Source organism: Enterococcus sp. DIV1224 (assembly GCF_050555455.1).
Classification (GTDB): Bacteria; Bacillota; Bacilli; order Lactobacillales; family Enterococcaceae; genus Enterococcus_B; species Enterococcus_B lactis.
In genome coordinates this window covers 676,605-694,877 of sequence record NZ_CP187859.1, presented here as the reverse complement: position 1 = coordinate 694,877, position 18,273 = coordinate 676,605, and the positions used below count along the sequence as shown (strand labels likewise).

At 37.5% G+C, this 18,273-nt stretch carries 17 protein-coding genes, 1 tRNA gene, 1 pseudogene and 1 other annotated feature; of the genes and pseudogenes, 5 read left to right on the top strand and 14 right to left on the bottom strand.

From position 1 onward, the window contains the following. Positions 1-23: 23 nt before the first annotated feature. From IGK53_RS03225 to IGK53_RS03205, 5 genes are all read right to left on the bottom strand, one after another. Positions 24-329: a DUF1292 domain-containing protein gene (locus IGK53_RS03225; RefSeq protein WP_002290887.1), complete on the bottom strand. Its 306-nt coding sequence runs from the start codon at positions 327-329 to the stop codon at positions 24-26. 24 nt (positions 330-353) lie between these two features. Next, positions 354-785 (bottom strand): Holliday junction resolvase RuvX, encoded by a 432-nt coding sequence (gene ruvX / locus IGK53_RS03220; protein ID WP_002290886.1) that lies wholly within the window; start codon positions 783-785, stop codon positions 354-356. Then, on the bottom strand, positions 782-1,048 hold the full coding sequence (locus tag IGK53_RS03215) for an IreB family regulatory phosphoprotein (RefSeq protein ID WP_002290885.1): 267 nt from the start codon (positions 1,046-1,048) through the stop codon (positions 782-784). The genes ruvX and IGK53_RS03215 overlap by 4 nt, the downstream gene beginning before the upstream one ends. 253 nt (positions 1,049-1,301) lie before the next feature. Then, positions 1,302-2,027, bottom strand: coding sequence for a DNA/RNA non-specific endonuclease (locus tag IGK53_RS03210; protein ID WP_002290883.1), 726 nt, complete (start codon positions 2,025-2,027; stop codon positions 1,302-1,304). A gap of 366 nt (positions 2,028-2,393) precedes the next feature. Next, positions 2,394-2,464 (bottom strand) — tRNA-Gly (locus IGK53_RS03205). A gap of 116 nt (positions 2,465-2,580) precedes the next feature. Between IGK53_RS03205 and IGK53_RS03200 the strand changes: the two genes are divergently transcribed. Next, positions 2,581-3,333 (top strand): threonine/serine exporter family protein, encoded by a 753-nt coding sequence (locus IGK53_RS03200; RefSeq protein WP_002290882.1) that lies wholly within the window; start codon positions 2,581-2,583, stop codon positions 3,331-3,333. A 15-nt stretch (positions 3,334-3,348) separates the two neighbouring features. Continuing rightward, positions 3,349-3,828 carry a threonine/serine exporter family protein gene (locus IGK53_RS03195; protein ID WP_002290881.1) on the top strand — a complete coding sequence of 160 codons (480 nt, stop codon included), beginning with the start codon at positions 3,349-3,351 and terminating at the stop codon, positions 3,826-3,828. Between the two features lie 261 nt (positions 3,829-4,089). Here IGK53_RS03195 and IGK53_RS03190 read toward each other — a convergent pair. The 3 genes and pseudogenes from IGK53_RS03190 to IGK53_RS03180 all read right to left on the bottom strand — a co-directional run bounded on the left by IGK53_RS03190 (position 4,090) and on the right by IGK53_RS03180 (position 6,912). Then, a pseudogene (locus IGK53_RS03190) lies at positions 4,090-4,865 on the bottom strand (LytR/AlgR family response regulator transcription factor). A gap of 264 nt (positions 4,866-5,129) precedes the next feature. Continuing rightward, positions 5,130-5,972, bottom strand: a complete 843-nt coding sequence (locus tag IGK53_RS03185; RefSeq protein ID WP_002290878.1) for a TIGR03943 family putative permease subunit — start codon at positions 5,970-5,972, stop codon at positions 5,130-5,132. 10 nt (positions 5,973-5,982) lie between these two features. Further along, a complete protein-coding gene (locus IGK53_RS03180; RefSeq protein WP_002290877.1) occupies positions 5,983-6,912 on the bottom strand; it encodes a permease in 930 nt (309 codons plus the stop codon). Between the two features lie 192 nt (positions 6,913-7,104). Here IGK53_RS03180 and IGK53_RS03175 point away from each other — a divergent pair, with 192 nt between their 5' ends. Beyond that, positions 7,105-7,458, top strand: coding sequence for a thioredoxin family protein (locus IGK53_RS03175; RefSeq protein ID WP_002290876.1), 354 nt, complete (start codon positions 7,105-7,107; stop codon positions 7,456-7,458). Between the two features lie 73 nt (positions 7,459-7,531). Here the strand turns inward: IGK53_RS03175 and IGK53_RS03170 are convergent, their stop codons facing one another. Continuing rightward, positions 7,532-8,188: a redox-sensing transcriptional repressor Rex gene (locus IGK53_RS03170; RefSeq protein WP_002290875.1), complete on the bottom strand. Its 657-nt coding sequence runs from the start codon at positions 8,186-8,188 to the stop codon at positions 7,532-7,534. Positions 8,189-8,413: 225 nt separating this feature from the next. On the opposite strand from IGK53_RS03170, the gene IGK53_RS03165 reads away from it, so the two are divergent. Beyond that, positions 8,414-10,348: an ABC-F family ATP-binding cassette domain-containing protein gene (locus tag IGK53_RS03165; protein WP_142666999.1), complete on the top strand. Its 1,935-nt coding sequence runs from the start codon at positions 8,414-8,416 to the stop codon at positions 10,346-10,348. 194 nt (positions 10,349-10,542) lie between these two features. Next, positions 10,543-12,156, top strand: coding sequence for an FAD-dependent oxidoreductase (locus IGK53_RS03160; RefSeq protein ID WP_002290873.1), 1,614 nt, complete (start codon positions 10,543-10,545; stop codon positions 12,154-12,156). A 571-nt stretch (positions 12,157-12,727) separates the two neighbouring features. On the opposite strand, the gene IGK53_RS03155 is transcribed toward IGK53_RS03160, so the two are convergent. The 5 genes from IGK53_RS03155 to IGK53_RS03135 form a co-directional block, all read right to left on the bottom strand. Continuing rightward, on the bottom strand, positions 12,728-13,687 hold the full coding sequence (locus IGK53_RS03155; protein ID WP_002336011.1) for an IS30-like element IS6770 family transposase: 960 nt from the start codon (positions 13,685-13,687) through the stop codon (positions 12,728-12,730). Positions 13,688-13,874: 187 nt separating this feature from the next. Next, on the bottom strand, positions 13,875-15,005 hold the full coding sequence (locus tag IGK53_RS03150; RefSeq protein ID WP_430604985.1) for a 5-methyltetrahydropteroyltriglutamate--homocysteine S-methyltransferase: 1,131 nt from the start codon (positions 15,003-15,005) through the stop codon (positions 13,875-13,877). A gap of 59 nt (positions 15,006-15,064) precedes the next feature. Next, positions 15,065-15,292, bottom strand: a binding site (T-box leader). A 271-nt stretch (positions 15,293-15,563) separates the two neighbouring features. Then, positions 15,564-16,637: an ABC transporter substrate-binding protein gene (locus tag IGK53_RS03145; protein WP_002293464.1), complete on the bottom strand. Its 1,074-nt coding sequence runs from the start codon at positions 16,635-16,637 to the stop codon at positions 15,564-15,566. Beyond that, positions 16,634-17,461: an ABC transporter permease gene (locus tag IGK53_RS03140; protein ID WP_002287036.1), complete on the bottom strand. Its 828-nt coding sequence runs from the start codon at positions 17,459-17,461 to the stop codon at positions 16,634-16,636. Before IGK53_RS03140 ends, IGK53_RS03145 begins: the two co-directional genes overlap by 4 nt. Continuing rightward, positions 17,462-18,268, bottom strand: coding sequence for an ABC transporter permease (locus IGK53_RS03135; RefSeq protein ID WP_002287038.1), 807 nt, complete (start codon positions 18,266-18,268; stop codon positions 17,462-17,464). Between the last annotated feature and the right edge of the window lie 5 nt (positions 18,269-18,273).

Here is an 18,273-nt window from a genome sequence, read left to right as displayed (position 1 = left end):
AGGGTTCAGCTATCATTTAAAGCTTATTCTTCTTCTTCAGCCATGAATGTATTGAATACTTCTTCAATCATGTCCCATTCTGCGTCTGTTTCGATTTGTTCTAACTCGCCTTCTGTTCCATCTTCGTTTTCGATGTATGCATAAGCTTGTAATTCTACATCTTCATCTTCTGAAACACCAGCAGGATATAAAAGAACATAGTTACGTCCAAATTCTTCTTGTCCGTCAACTGTTAGTAGGATTTCATATAATGTTTCATTTCCTTGGTCATCCACCAATGTGATGTGTTCGTGTCCTTCATGGTCGTGGGAATGGTTATGTTCTGTCATAAGATTACCTCTTTTCTTTTATTATTAAAATAATTGCTTACCTGAGCCGTCTAAATAATTTTGTAAGATCATCACAGCTGCTAATTTATCGATGACTTTTTTTCGTTTCGCTCTTGAAGTATTTGCCTGCTCTACTAGCATACGTTCTGCCTGAACAGTGGTTAGTCGTTCATCTTGATAATCAACCGGCAAGGAGAATAGTTCTTTGATCTTCTCTCCATATGACATGGAAGCTTCTGCCCTTGGTCCGATGGAATTGTTCATATTCTTAGGTAATCCAACTACAAAACGGTCTACTTCGTACTGCGCCACTAATTCCTTCAACCGATCAAAACCAAACTCTTCTTCTGCCTCATTGATTCGAATGATTTCTACTCCTTGAGCTGTCCAGCCAAAGGGATCGCTCACAGCAACGCCTACTGTCTTAGAACCGACATCCAAGCCCATTACTCTCATAAATTCACTCCATGATTTGAGAGGTAGTCTTTGACAATTACTTCCATGATTTCATCGCGTTCGTGACGGCGAATCAAATTTCGTGCATCACGATAACGAGGAATGTAGGCCGGGTCTCCAGAAAGCAAGTAGCCGACAATCTGATTGATTGGATTGTAGCCTTTTTCTTCCAAAGCCCGATAAACAATCGCTAATGTTTCGCTCACTTCTTTTTTGCGACTATCGTCAAAACCAAAACGTACGGTTTCATCTGTAAAACCCATGATTCTACACCTCTTTCCCGCAAGGTAATTCCAGCTTACCTTCTACACCCTTATTTTACTCGAAGAAAGGGAAAACTACAAACAAATATTCCAAACTTCTGAATAAATTAAGAAACACGATTTGTCTGATTTTTCCTTTTTTCTGTGGCTTTTTCAAAAGCCCTCTTTCCATAAAGTATACGCTATATTTCTTTGAAAGTATGTTTTTACACAATTTTTTCATAAAGTTCATAAAAAATTCGAATTGCTGCTACTAATTTTTCGTTTTCGTTGCTTGCCCTGTCTCATAATTGATGGTGTAGCCATCTTGAACATTGTAGATAAAGACATTGAATTCAATTTTTTTGTCTTCAATGCTTTCTGCTTCCAACTGCACACCTCTTGCTACCAGTTCATTTCCCTCGAAATGAGGAGTGACACGATAGCGTACATGATGATTTGTTTCCTTGATATATGCCGCAATATCATTTTCGTGGGCAAGCATGTACGGAGCATTCAACGAACGTGTCCCTGTCATTAAGTTTTTAATGTTATTATTTTGACCAGTCAACTGGAAACCAATCAAATGGCTGCGGTTGTATAACCATTGTCCGTCACTTAATTTCTTTTGTTTCCAACCTGTCGGATCAATATACAAAGGTTCTCTCTTTTCAGTAGGAAACAAGTCTTTTCCCAACATCGCATTGGCTTGTCCTACTCTGTTCAATTTGTCTATATTTGAATAGCTTTCCCATGTCCCTTTGGAAAGACTAAGATCCTCTTTTGTAAACTCCGGCTGATTCCCATTGATTTCTATTTCTTGATGTTTTCCATCATATTCTGGCACATCCGCTACTTGAGAAGCTTGCGGTGTGGAATCAAAAATGGTTGTAATTTGTTGGAAGATATCTGAATCTTTTTGTGTGGTGGAAATACCGAGTGCCCCTGCAATCACAGCAGCGACGATCCCCACGATCGCCTTGGTTGTTTTTTTGCTCATTTCTTTACTCCTTTACTAACAGCCCCCCTAAATCTTAACATATGTTCCCCTATAAATAAATACTGGAAAGAAATAGAAACAGTAAAAAAATAAAACCAGTTTTTAGACGGCTTAAGAATACAAAAAAAGAGACGGATTCATCGTCTCTACTCAATCACAAAACACTATTTACAAGGTATTTATTATCATTCAAAAAATTTTTCTTAATACTCAAAACTAAACGGCTTCTGTACGACCTCTTGGTAAACAGTGTTCAAAAGCTTGCATCTGCGGTAATAAGTCCAACCAAGTCAAAAACATAAGAAGCTTTTTTGCTTGACTATTCATATTACTTGATGCAGGACAGCTTTTTCACAGCCTCTTTTAAGCGGGTGACGGGAATCGAACCCGCGACATCAGCTTGGGAAGCTGGGATTTTACCACTAAACTACACCCGCGATACAAAAACAGTATACGCCTCTTTCACTCCTTCCTCAAGTTTTTTTATTCTTTACGCTTCCGATATGTTTTGTAGTAAAATAAAACTAATCAATCAATTATTGGAGAAGATGCTATGACGGGAAAAGAATTAGATCTGCTGCTAGACACTTGTCTACTCGCTGGGAAAATCATGATGGAAAGCAATGCAGAGATGTATCGGGTAGAAGATACGATGAGTCGAATTGCTTTAGCTTCTGGAAATTTCCGTTTGGTCAGCTATGTCACGCAGACTGGTCTCTTTATTGGTCTTGATCGTACCTCGACCATTCGAATGGAACAAATCACCAACCGTTCGATCAATTTAGAAAAAGTAGTAAAAGTGAATGATCTTTCACGTAAGTATGTTGCTTCAGAACTAACATTAGAAGAACTTTACAGTGAATTGCAGGCAATCGACCGAGACCGTTCGTTCTTTCCTGTCTGGTTGCAGATCGTTAGTGCGGCAGTTATCAGTGGAACGATCATGGTGTTATTCGGCGGAAAGATGACCGATTTGCCTGTGACTTTAATTATTGGTGGATGGGGATACGCAGTTTATCTGTATAGTTTGAAATTTTTTAGAATCAAATTTTTATCGGAATTTTTATCTTCTTTATTGATTGGCATAGCTGCTATCTACAGTGTTCGTTTTGGCTTAGGAAGCAATCAGGATTTAATTATTATCGGATGTGTGATGCCTTTGGTTCCTGGGGTTCAAATTACGAATGCTATCCGTGATTTGCTAGCTGGTCATTATGTGTCAGGGGTTTCTCGCGGAACAGAAGCGATGATGACTGCTACGATGATTGGTTTTGCGATTGCTTTTATTTTCCAGCTTTTTTATTAAGAAAGGAGCACGAGTATGGGCACGATATTTATTCAATTTTCTTTTAGTTTTTTAGCGACTGCGGCATTTGCCATTGTTACAAATGTCCCTAGGCGTTCATTGATTTGTTGTGGTCTTTCTGGTGCTTTCGGCTGGATGATCTACTGGATCTGTGTTCAAATGGGCGGATCTGCTGCTTTCGGGTCATTGCTTGGCTCTTTAGGAGTCGCATTCATCAGTGATCTTTTCTCTAAGCGTTTGAGAATGCCTGTAACGATTTTCAATATTCCTGGGATGGTTCCTTTAGTTCCGGGTGGTTTGGCTTATCAAGCGGTTCGGAATCTCGTTACTGAATCCTATCAAGAAGCAGCTCACTATGCGGTCCAAGCAATCATGATAGCTGGAGCAATTGCTTTAGGTCTCGTATTATCGGAAGTCTTTAACCATAACATCCGCAACTTCAAAGTAAAGCGTGATGCCATCATGTTGAAACGAAAAAAACGGCTTTTTAAATAAACGAAGTGTAACAAAGAAAAGGTTGTGACAGAAGTGATTAGCTTCACGAAATAAGACAGGATTCACGAAAATGGTTTCTTAAATTTTTGTGAATCCTATCTTATTTTTCGAAGAAACTACTTCTGGAACACTGTTTAGTAGAAGGGGTGAGATCAGCATCTTGGTCCGAGTATTAGAGAAACAAAATGGAAGAAGGAACTTGCATGATTAACTTAAGTCTGTTTACTAAAAAGTGAGATATGATCCTTTATTTTTAATTTTTTAAAATGATTCATTCCTTATCTTTTCTTGAATAAATTTCTTTAGTTTATCAATACTTCTCTTACCCATCTCTAGTTGTTCTCCATTCGTAAACGTTACTACTTCATTTACTCGGCTAATAGATGTAATGTTTTCAGTATTAATGATGTAGACTTTTAAATCTTTACATAAATACTCATATTCCAGTGTTTTTTTATATTTTTTTATTGTGCCGTTTATGAGTGTCTCTTCGTCTTTCAATACCAAACCTATCTTATTTTTATAGCCTGGCATGCTCATTAGATAAAGAATCTCATCGTAATGGATATAATGATCGCTATTGCCATAACGAACAGACGTCCACTTTTTTTTGTTCGCTTGTTGAACAGGCTCGTTCTCTTTTTCTTTCAATAAGTAACTTTGGATGTTTTTTTTATTTTTTTCATAAGTGAATTCTTTTATCAAATACCCGCTAGGCGTAATATTTCGGTTAATAACAGCTATTGCTTTATTCGGATGAGAGGTCAAATAAACAATTTTACACTTCGCGTTCTTTTCTCTAAGCATTTCTCCTAGTTCAATCCCGCTGTAATAAGCGTTCAAATCGATATCAAGAAAAAAATATCCGATGAACGAATATCATTGTTTTTGACAAATTCAACAAACTGCATGACGTTCAATCCCTTGATTATCTCGAAATTCCAAGGAATCAGTAAATTTCTGGATTCTTCCAAAATATCTTCTATCATTTTTTCAAAAACCAAACTGTCATCCAAAATAAATATACGTGTTATCATACAAAGTACCTCCACTCGATATTTTACTATCAAAATCATTTCATACAACTTTTCAACATACATGTTAGGAATAAATTGTAATTCTCTTCACAATCTTTTCCAACACCTTTGAAACCGCTATTAACTACATTCAGCATGCAACTTCTAAAATAAATATCATTTTACAAAACATATCAAATAGCCAAATATCTCATACAAAAAAAGCCAGACAACCGACGTCCTTACACGTCAACTGTCTGAGCTATGTTCATTTATTTTTTTCTTTTAAAAAGAACGATACACATACTGATTTTTCGGAGCAGCGACTTTCTCTGCGTTTGTCACAACTACAGATGGAATTTCACGCTTGAATGGTTGATAATAGTCCGATTGGATGGTTCCTTCTATTTTATACCACTCATCATTTTTAACCGTTACTCCTTCAGGCATATGTGTTAACAAGCCAAAGACTCCTGAATCTGCCACACAATGGATAATACCGAAGCGGAACAAGAAGACATCTGCATTGCTATCGTTCGGTGTTTGGTAAACAAATCCTTCATAGCTGATTTTTTTGCCAATGAATTCGCTAGGGTAATTATAGATCAGCTCCATGACTTCTAAATAATTTTCATCTGTGATCTCGATAGTCTGCTTATCCCCATACTTCTCTTTCAGTTCACTCATTTGGTCTAAGTAGTCTGACTTGTTGAAATAAATACTTGTATCTGGCTTTAGGTATTGTGTCTGCATTTCCGGATCACCTACCGATTCTTTGCTTACCGGAAAATTAAATCCTTTGGCTTCTACGATTGTAGTGTCCAGACTAACTGTTGGAAACAACGTACCAACGATCACTGGCAAAGCAAGCAGTACATAGGCGATTCCACGTTGATAAGGTTTCGATAACCCATGGTCGTGATCATGATCATGCTCGTGCGTCTCTTCCTCTGCTTTTCCGTTTTTGACCCACAAATACAGCTGAACTAAAGCCAAAAGAGCGGATAAAATCATCGAAAGAATAGCTAAATAACGATAGTGGACATTGATATATTGATCAAGTTTGCCAGAGACTTGCAAATACATCATCAATTCGAAATAGCCAGATAAAATCAAAAACCGCAGCATATTTTTCCTCCTAAATAAATAATGTGAATCCAACAACGCTAAGGGCAATCAGTCCGATCAGCGATAGAATAAAACGTCCTGTAAAATATCGTTTCATCATCAATAGATTTTTGATATCGACCATTGGACCAAAGACCAAAAAGGCAGCTACAGGTGCTGTGCCGAACAGACTTAACAATGAAGACCCGATAAACGCATCTGCTTCTGAACAAAGAGACATCGTAAAAGCTAATAACAGCATGATAATGATGGCTAAAATCTTTGTTGAGCCGAGCGTTAGCATCATTCTAGTTGGTAAATAAGTCTGCATCGCAGCTGCGATTAACCCACCAATAATCAAATAACGACCTGTATCAAAAAATTCATCGATTGAATGTGTCAACACATGCCCCGTTTGATGGAACAGCCGATTTTTTGGCTCATTCTTATCACTGTGTTCTTCTTCATGGGCATGATGATGGTGATCTTCGGCTACTTTAGAGGAGATTTTTTCTTTCAATACAGCGTCTTTTTGAAAATAGGCAAGCCAGACACCAATCACAAGTGCAACAAAAAAGCTGCCTATCACTCGCCAGCTTGCCATCTGCCAAGAATTGCCAAATGCGATAAACGTGGAAAAAATCACGATGGGATTAATGATTGGCGCTGTCAGCATAAAAGCAAATGCTGTGTGAACCGGCACGCCTTTTTTTACAAACTGATGAACGATAGGTACGATGCCGCATTCACATGAAGGAAAGAAAAATCCTAAGATCGAACCAGTAAAAATAGAGAATATACGATTTTCAGGAAGCCATCGCTTCACACGTTCTGGGGTCAAAAATACTTGTAAGGCGCCTGAGATAAGACAACCTAATAGTACAAAGGGCAATGCTTCGATAACGATCGATAAGAAAATCGTACTCATCTGCAAAACCGAATTGGGAATAAAAGAAAACATGAGTTTCCTCCTTTTCATTTCTAGTTCATTCGCTTTGCAAATATACGCTTTTATTCAAAAAAAAACAAGTTGCTCTGTCAATTTTTACACAACTCTTATTTTTTATCGAAGCACTTCAATTGACTTTTTCTATTATTCCCATTAAATTAAGGTCTCGTACATATCACTTCTATCACAAAAGGGAGAATGAAAATGAAACAAACCACTAATTTGTCTGAAGTTCAAGACATACTGCAACAATCATCCGTTGCCATCGTTTATCTTTCGATGCCTAATTGCAGTGTTTGTCACGCTGTTCGTCCACGATTGGAGGAGCTGCTCACCCATTATGATATTCCGGCACTTCATTTGGATGCATTCGAAACGCCAGAAGTAGCTAGCAGATTTGAAGTATTGACTGCGCCAGTTGTTCTGGTTTTTCATCATGGAAAAGAGATCTCTCGGCAAGCGCGGTTCATCGACTTTAAAAAAATCCGGCATTTACTAGATGAACTGACAGCAGAAGATGATTCTCTTTCTTATGAAGAACTCTTTCGAACAGAATAAACATTATCCAAACAGAAAAAAGCGATTGAACAAGTGAAAGTTTTGCCTTCATTTGTTCAATCGCTTTTTATTTTTATTCTGCTGTATTTTCGGAATGCGCATTTGCGTCAGAATGCAAGAAATAGATCAAGGTTTGCAATTCATTCGTCAAATCAACATTTTGGATCAATACATCTGACGGAGCATTCAATCGAGCAGCGGTAAAGTTCAAGATTCCTTTGATTCCTGCTTCCGTTAACTGATTGACTACTTCTTGTGCTCTTTCAGCGGGAATCGTTAAAATCGCTACTTCGATTTGCTGGATCTTGATTTGTTCCGACATATCTTCCATTGGATAAACGGGGATACCGTCTACGATGCGTCCAACGATTTCTTCATTCACATCAAAAGCACAACTGATACGTATGCTATTACTTTGATGGAATTTATATTTTAGTAAAGCACTTCCCAAGTTCCCTACACCAATCAGCGCAACATTTGTCAATTGATCTTCATTTAATGTCTTCGCAAAAAAGTGCATAAGATCTTCTACATCATACCCATACCCACGTTTTCCTAATTCGCCAAAATAAGAAAAATCTCGACGGATCGTTGCACTATCTACTTGAACGGCTTCACTTAATTCAGTTGAAGACACTTTTTTCTTTCCAGCATTATTTAAAATCCTTAAATAACGATAATACAAAGGCAGTCTTTTAGCTGTCGCCTTTGGAATAATATGATCTTTCACGAAATGACCTCCACGTATTGTCTAATTACATCTTTGATTTCTCCATCATAGCAGTATTTATAGGAAAAAATCAATTCCATTGCTCAGATATTGTGAAATTTTATTCTTTATCCATTTATTTATCATTTCTGCAAATCTCGCAGTATGATGGAATTTATGGTAGACTACTAATTGAAAAATAGTTTTTTATTTGAGGAGAATTCACAAAGTAGAAAAGAGGATTCCATGATATTATTACAAGCCAATCAGATTGCTCGCCATTTTGGTGCAGAAGTCTTATTTGAAAACATACATTTAGAAATCAGTACAGGCGCTCGTGTCGCTTTAGTTGGCAGAAATGGCGCTGGAAAATCGACTTTATTGAAGATCATTGCTGGAATTGAAGCACCAGATGATGGAAAGATTGCTAAAAATAAAACAGCGACTCTCGGATACCTCGCTCAGGACACAGGACTTGATTCCAATGAAACAGTGTGGAACGAGATGCTGAAAGCTTTTGAACAAGTTAGACAAATGGAACAGCGGATGCGTGAACTAGAGATTTTCATTAGCGAAGGTACGCCAGATACACCCGCTTATACTTCTTATTTAAAAGAATATGATCGGCTGCAACACGATTTTTCGGATCGAAACGGCTATGGTTATGAAAATGAAATTCGTTCCGTATTGCATGGTTTTAAATTCGATTCTTCCTTTTATGACCAGAAAATCGATACTTTATCAGGTGGACAGCGTACACGTTTAGCTTTAGCTCGCATGCTTTTGCAACACCCTGACATTTTGATTCTAGACGAACCCACGAACCATTTAGATATCGAGACGCTTTCCTGGCTTGAAAATTATCTGCAAAGCTATACCGGTGCATTACTGATTGTTTCACATGACCGTTATTTCTTAGACAAAGTAGTCAATGAAGTTTATGAACTAAGCAGAAGAAAAATGCGCCATTACAAAGGCAACTACTCGAAGTATCTAGACTTGAAAGCAGAACAGCTGACAAGTGAATGGAAGGCTTATGAAAAGCAGCAGACAGAGATCCACAAATTAGAAGACTTCGTTGCTCGGAATCTTGTTCGTGCCTCTACCACTAAACGGGCGCAAAGTCGCAGAAAGACATTAGAAAAAATGGAACGTCTGGATCGTCCTCAAGGGGATGAGAAACAAGCAAACTTTCTTTTCAGTATAGAAAAACCTTCTGGAAATGTTGTCTTGCAAATCGAAGATGCCGCTATCGGATATGATGATGTCACCTTATCTGAACCAATCAATTTGGATATCCGCCGACAAGAAGCGATTGCTCTAGTAGGTCCGAATGGTATCGGAAAATCGACGTTGCTGAAATCGATCATCCACCAGATCCCTTTTATCCGTGGCAAAGAAACGCTAGGGACAAATGTCACCATCGGCTATTATGATCAAGGGCAAGCTGATCTGCATACAGACAAGACGATTCTAGCAGAATTGTGGGATGAGCATCCTACCACTCCTGAAAAAGACATTCGAAGTGCTTTAGGTGCTTTCTTATTTTCTGGCGAAGATGTAGAAAAACCAATCCCTCTGTTAAGCGGCGGTGAAAAAGCACGGGTTGCTTTAGCCAAGCTAGCGATGAACAAAGAAAATTTTTTGATCTTGGACGAACCAACAAACCATTTAGATATTGACAACAAAGAAGTATTAGAAAATGCATTGATCGATTACGATGGCACACTGCTTTTTGTTTCCCATGACCGATATTTCATCAATCGGATCGCGACAAAAGTCGTCGAACTCTCTGAAAATGGCAGTAAAGTCTATCTTGGAGACTATGATTATTATTTAGAGAAAAAACAAGAAGAAGAAGAAATCGCCGAATTATTGGCACAAGATGAGCCAGAATCCGCTCCTGCTCCTACGAATAAATCCGATTATTACCAGAGCAAAGAACAGCAAAAGCTTATCCGTAGCCTTCAACGAAAAATCACTCAGGTTGAAGAAGAAATGACGCGGATCGATGAATGGATCGATCGGTTGGAACAAGAAATGGTCGCACCAGAAAATCTGGAAGATCACGTAAAACTCAATGAGCTGAACCAAGCTTTAGAATCAGCTAGACAAGATCAAGAAACAAAATTGTCGGAATGGGAAGAACTAAGCTTGGAATTAGAAGAATACGAGAATTAAAAGCCAATGGAAAGAGGTTGTGACAGCCCTGTTGTCATAGCCTCTTTCTTTTTTATGCAGAAACATAGCGAAACCGTTCTCTTTTTTCTTACTATTTTTCTCTACTGACAAAATAAACAATAATTTTCCGGCACAATTATTTGCTGTTTTTTGCCATAACATAGTACGATCAACATAGAAAAGGAGATGTTTTTATGAAAGTTGTTGTCATTGGCGGTGTAGCTGGCGGTCCTTCATTTGCCACTCGTTTCCGTCGATTGAATGAAGCACATGAAATCATTATCTATGAACGCGGAGAGAATATTTCTTACGCAAGTTGTGCTTTGCCTTATTATTTAGGTGGTGTAATCACGGACCGTGACTCGCTGATCGAACGTACACCAGAAATATTGAAAACAAAAAACAACATCGATGTCTTTACTAAACACGAAGTAACAGCAATCGATCCTTCTACTAAGCAATTAACAGTTAAAGACCTATCCACAAATGAAGAAACAAAAACAGATTACGATAAGTTGATCATCTCTTCTGGTGCTAGACCAGATTATCCGGATATTCCCGGAGTTTTTGAAGCAGAAAACGGCTTTGTCCTCCGTAGTGTGACGGATGCGGATCGAATCAAATCGTTCCTTGAAGAAAAAAATCCACAACATGTCGTCATTCTTGGTGCAGGTGTTATGGGTCTGGAATTAGCTGAGAATTTCAAGCATCGCGGCTTAGACGTGACTTTAATCGATCAATTGCCACAAGTCGCTTTCCCTTATGATCCAGAAATTGCTGATTTAGTTTATGACAAATTGCTGAAAGAAGGATTAGCCGTTCATTTAGAAACAAGAGTTACTGAGATCCGTGATAAAGGTCGAGAAATAGTATTATCAGATGGCTCCGTCCTTTCTGCTGATATGCTAATCTTTGCTGTTGGTGTTTCTCCGAATAATGAAGTGGTGAAAGCAGCCGGCATACAATTATCAGATACAGGCCAGATCATTGTTGATGACCAGTTACAAACTAATCTGCCGGACATCTATGCGATTGGCGATATTATCGAAACGACTAGTGTAGTGACTGGTCAGCCGATCCAAAGTATGCTTTCCAGTGCGGCCAATCGTCAAGGACATATGTTGGCAGATATTTTAAATGGTACGCCTATGCGCTATCGCGGATATATTGGTGCAGGTGTCGCAAAAATCTTTGATCATACAGCAAGTTATACGGGAATGACAGAACATGCATTAAAAGCATCAGGCATAACAAATTATAAAACTGTTTTTATCACTCCTTTTGACCATGCCTATTTCTATCCAGAAGCTACAAGATTAAATCTAAAGCTGATTTTTGATGCAGATAGCGGTCGTATTTTAGGTGGACAAGCATTTGGAGAAAAAGGTGTCGATAAACGGATGGGAGAACTTTCTATAGCGATCACCGGAAACTTGACAGTCTTTGATTTGCCTGATTTGGAGTTGCCTTACTCTCCACCGTATTCTACTACCCGTGACCCGTTGAATATAGCTGGTTATGTCGCAATCAATCAAATGACGAATATCGTAGAAACGATCAAAGCAAGTGATATACCCGAAAACGATTTGAAAGAAGCGTTCTTTTTAGATATACGTGAACCTAATAAAGCACCTTCTGGCAGTATCTCGGCAACAAAAAATATTCCAATGAATGAGTTACGAGATCGAATCAATGAAATCCCAAAAGATAAAAAAGTTTACATTACTTTCAGAAGAGGATTGAATACTTATACTTCTGCCCGAATCTTGGCAGGTTTGGGTATCAAAGCGATTTTGATTGAAGAATAAAAAAACGACCGCGGTGGGTATCCGCGGTCTAGGAGTTATTTTTACTTGAGGAGTAAAAATGAAAAAGTATATAGGGTTGTTGGTTGGTATGTACATAGAATAGAAGATAAATGTGAAGAAATTGTGCATTATTTCTTCACATTTATTAGGTTATAGTTTAAGAAAGTTTAAACATTGCGCAATTTAATTATTTTAGCTGTTTCTTTTCATAAAAAAACATGTTGTGACTCTGAGACAAATCATAGTCCATAGTGATGTCTCTAGAGTAACTACGCCTAATATTACGAGGCATCATATTAATTCATCAGCACTAGTACCTAAACTAGCATCCCTTTCGAATATTTTTTCTTATATAATAAAGTTTGCTTTCACTCCTCTAATCTCACCAAATCGACTGGCTTGCGTTGTGTGATACTAGGAACTGATTTGTTTAGAACGACTTTTCTATTGTAATCATATTTTTCGCCATCCTCGTTGTCTTCTGATCCTTCAATGAATGATCCCTAATGTGTGTATTAAGTAATTTAATTTTTTTGTTCCTATTTATTTAACAAATAAATAATATGATTTGTCAAATTAAGCTAGAATAAAATGCTTCTTGTACATAGCTCAAAAATATTTCGATTGGTGTTCTGTAATTCAATGATTTTCTTGGAATATGATTACGTTGATTGCTGACACTGGAAATAAATGTCTGATTCACTTCTCTAAAATCCATTGATTTCGGCAGTCCATTACGACGCAGAATCCCGTTAGAATTCTCGTTTAATGGGCGTTGAGAAGGTGTTCCAGGGTCCGCAAAATATATATCAATATCATGTTGGTTACTAATGGCTTTCCAGTTAGAAAATTCTTTTCCACAGTCAAACGTAATAGATTTAAAGAAGTTTTTAGGGAAGCGAGAAAACCATTGATTAAGGGCAGTTTCAATATCTAATGCCTTACGGCCGTTGGGTTTAATCGTGATAATGACTTTAGATAATCTTTCAACTAAAGTAATGACGGCACTTTTATGATGAATGCCAACGATCGTATCACCTTCAAGGTGACCAAACTCAGAATTGAAATCAGGATAATTATCAGGTCGATCATGGATTGAGCGCTGATACTGTTGTTTTCCCCGTTTTTCCTGATGGCCATTGGGTTTTCTTTTACCTTTCATCGGTAGTGTGTCAATATCAAATATTCTTTTAGAAAATAAACGATAAAGTGTTCTCATACCGCATGAAACAGGCCTTTCTTTTCGCCCGATAATGACGTCAGGCATCCAACCAAGAGTGACTTTCTCTTTAATGTAATCTACTTCATGAGCAGGTAATTGAATGACTTTTCTACCACATTTTTTCTTATTTTCTTTATACTGGTGCCAATAATCAAGAGCAGTCTTGCCTTGCTTGAACTTATTGACTACATTATAAATAGTTTGTATAGCACGTCCCATTCGGTTAGCGATTTCAACCGGCTTATTATGTTGAAGATAATATGATTCTATCATTGTCAGTTCGTCTATGGTAAGATGTTTGTAGGTCATTTATGGTTACACTCCTTTGTTTTCTTTCGTCGGAAATACAATTTGAGTGTACCATAAATGCCTTTTTATTTTTCTAACTTAATTTTACAATTCGCGTAATATAAAAGGTAAATAAAAAAGAGTGGATTTCTCCACTCCATGAAAAGCCGACTTTTTGGGACGCTTTTTTTTGCCAAGCCTCACATTTTTATAGCCAAACTTCTTTTGCGACTTGCTGCAATAATTGGATTTTCTTCCATTGTTCTTCTTCTGTTAAATGGTTTCCTTCTTCTGTTGAAGCAAACCCACATTGAGGACTGATACTTAGATTTTCCAATGGTACAAATTGTTGTACTTCTTTTATTCGTTCTTTTATTTTCTCCGTATCTTCCAAATCTGGAAACTTAGAAGTAACTAATCCTAAAACAACTTTACTTTCTTTGTTACTCCAATGTCTTAAAGGAGTAAAATCTCCTGCTCGGTCAGAATCGTATTCCAAAAAGAAACCATCATAATTTGTTGAAAACAACTCTTCTGCAATGGGTTCATATCCACCGGAAAACAGCCAAGAAGAAGCGTGATTCCCGCGGCAGATATGTGTTGTGATCGTCAAATCTTCTGGTTTGTCTTCCAGTGCGTTATTGATAATCTCTCTACAAATATGGGCCATTTCTTTCGGATCAATTCCTTTTTGAAGAAGTGCTTCTCTTTTAGTTTGATCAGCTAGAAACGCCCAATTTGTATCATCGAATTGCAGGTAACGGCAACCTTTTTCATAAAAAGCATGAATCGCTGCTTTGTAAGTAGAGGACAAGTCCTCATAAAAATCAGATAGATCAGGATAAATCTCCTTGATTTTTGAAGAACCATCATTAGATAGGATCTCTTGTCGTAAAATCATCGTGGGACTAGGGATCGTTGCTTTTGCAACAAAAGTATCATCTGTTTCCACTACTTCTTTCAGAAAAGCAAAATCTTTTAAAAATGGGTGATTTGGATTGAAAGATAATTTATCTACTACCCAAATATTATAAGCTGGTGCTGCTTTTCCGTGGAATGTTTGATTATATCCAGTTTCTGGAACATAGCCTTCGATACCATTTAGTTCTTCTAAAAAATCAAGATGCCAAAATCCACGCCGAAATTCACCATCTGTAATTCCTTTGATGCCGACTGCTTTTTGGTCTTCCACTAATTTTTTTATTTCCTGGTCTTCGATTGCACGAAGTTCTTCTTTTGAAAGTAAGCCTTCTTGAACTTTTTTTCTTGCTTCTTTGATCGATTGCGGGCGTAAGAAACTTCCGACATGATCTACTGTAAATGGTCTATTTTTGCTCATTTCACTCACTCTTTTCTTTGTTTTTTGTAAAAAAAAATCCTTTTACTAGCAAATACTAGTAAAAGGACGATTATACTCGTGGTACCACCTTTTTTCAGAAAAAACATTCTTTCTCTCAGCCTGACAATAAAATCAGTGGTCTTGGTAACGAAAGACTGTTCGTTTTTGCCTACCTTTCGACAAAAAATCCTCTAAGGCCATTTTCGACAGTCAACTTCTAGCTTTTTACACCAACCAAAGCCTCTCTTGAACCATTTTCTGTCTACTTTCCTTCTCATCGGATACTATTAGAATAAAATTAGAATAGCATGTTTGAAAGAAAAGTCAATAGGGAATAAGAACAAACAAAAACTAATTTGTTATTCTTAGTAATTTGTTTGTGGAATACAATAAAGCTTTTCTAATATGATAATTATTCAGTCGTCCTTTCATCTTAGATCACTTCCTTAAAATGATCATACCCGTTTCAACCACATAAAAAAGGACTTAATTTTGAAAAATTCCACATCAAAACTAAGTCCTTTTTATTATAGTTATGCAAATTTGCTTATTTTCTCGCTATTTCCGATACATCTTGAATTCTAAGAATAGGTCATTATAGATGCCTAGGTATTTCGATCCTAGATCTTCGTAGACTTCAAGATGGGAGATCGTGTCATCAGATGGATAGAATTGTTCGTCCGACGAAATGTCTTTTGGCAATAACGCTTTTGCTTTTTCATTTGGTGTAGAATAACCAATATACTCTGCATTTTGTGCCGCATTTTCCGGTTCTAGCATAAAGTTGATGAAATCATAGGCACCTTCTTTATTTTTCACGGTTTTTGGCATAACGATATTATCAAACCAAAGATTGGAACCTTCTGGTGGGATCACATAATGTAAATGTTCATTTTCCCACATCATATCGGCAGCTTCGCCAGAAAATGTCACTGCCACGGAGGCTTCTTCATTGATCATATACATTTTGATCTCATCTGCCACGATTGCTTTGACATTTGGCGTTAAATGATTCAATTTATTTGCTGCTTCTGTCAGCTGTGCCATATTCTTACTATTCAAAGAATAGCCTAAACTATTCAAAGAAAGCCCCATAACTTCTCGTGCACCGTCAATCAGCATCAAACTGTCTTTTAATTCCGGCTTCCACAAATCATCCCAATGCTTAATTTGATCTGCATCAAAGAATTTATCGTTATATACGATCCCTAAAGTTCCCCAAAAATATGGAATCGAATACTGATTATCTGGATCAAAATCCAAGTCTAAAAATCGTGGATCAATATTATTTAATCCTTTGATCTTCGAATGATCTAATGGAAGTACTAGTTTTTCTTTGATCATTTTTTGGATCATATATTCACTTGGTATAGCGATGTCGTAGTTTGTCCCACCTTGCTGGATTTTTGTGAACATCGCTTCATTAGAATCAAATGTTTCATAATTCACTTTGTATCCATATTCTTTTTCAAATTTCGTGATCAAACTAGGATCGATATAATCTCCCCAGTTATAGATGGTAAGTACCTTTGCTCCACTCATGCCACTTGTTTTTTCAAGTTGACGAACACCAAGCAGCAGCACCGCAATAATGATGAGAATACCTAAAAACAGAGATTGTAATTTTTTCATCGCAGCCGTGCCACCCCCTCGCGTACTCTTCTGTTTTTCTTCAGCCGTTTTGGACGGTTTTCTTTACTAATGAAGTAGTATCCAATGACCAATATCATGGAGAACAAGAAAACTAACGCACTTAGCGCATTGATTTCTAAACTGATTCCTTGTCTTGCACGAGAATAAATCTCTACTGAGAGCGTCGTAAAGCCATTTCCTGTGACGAAAAACGTAACCGCAAAATCATCAAGAGAATAGGTAAATGCCATAAAATATCCAGCTATGATTCCTGGAGAAAGATAAGGCAAAATGATATTTTTGACTACTTGGAAATTATTAGCACCAAGGTCTCTAGCCGCATCGACCATTGAATCGTTCATTTCCTGCAATTTTGGCAAGACCATCAAGACGACGATTGGAATGCTGAAAGCAATATGGGAAAGCAATACACTCTGAAAACCTAATCCGAATCCTAGTAGTGTAAAGAAAATCAAGAAACTAGCACCGATAATAACATCAGGAGAGACTAATAAGATGTTATTCATGCTCAACAACGCTGTCCGTGCACGTCGTTTTTTCGTATAATAGATCCCCATAGCCCCAAATGTCCCGATGATCGTGGCGATCAATGCAGATAAGAAAGCCAGCATGAACGTATTCAATACGATAATGATCAAACGTGTATCTTCAAAAACAGCTTCATAATTTTCCCAAGTAAATCCTGTAAAGCTGTTCATCGTTCCTCCTTCATTGAAGGAATAAAAAATCAGATAGAAGATCGGTGCATATAAGAATAAAAAAACGATCCCTAAATAAAGATACGACCATTTAAATTTTTTCATTTATGAGCGACCTCCTTTTTTCTTCTCGCCTGTCAGGAGCATCACGATAAACATAGCAATGATTAAAATCACACCGATTGTAGAACCCATCCCCCAGTTTTGTGTAACCAAGAAATGCTGTTCGATAGCCGTTCCTAAAGTGATCACCCGATTTCCGCCAATCAGACGAGTCAGCATGAATAAAGAAAGAGAAGGAATAAATACTGCTTGAACACCACTTTTCACACCATTTAATGATAACGGAAAAATCACTCGTCGGAAGGTCTCAAAGCTATTCGCGCCTAAATCTCTGCTAGCACTGATCAAAGAAGGATTCATCTCTTCCAATGCATTGAAAATTGGCATAATCATGAATGGAATCTCGATATACGTTGCCACGAACAGAAAACTGAAGTCTGTGAATAATATCTGTTTCGGCCCGATCCCGATAAAATCAAAGAAATGATTCACGCTGCCGTGCACACTGAAAATCCCAATAAATGCGTAAGCTTTAAGCAGCAGATTCACCCATGTAGGCAAAATAATCAGCATCAGCCATAATTGCTTGTGCTTCAGTTTTGTTAAAAAATAAGCAGTCGGGTAACTGATGATCAGCGTGAAAAACGTGATCAAAAATGCATACCATACAGAATTGATCGTCATAGAGAGCGATGTCCCCGACGTAAAATAAGATAGATAATTATTCAGCGTGAATTGCCCATTCATATCAAAAAAAGATTGATAAATGATCATTAATACAGGCGCGATCACGAATAAACCGAGCCACAAAATATAAGGGACGGAATAGATCCTGCGCATTGTTTTCATTCTTG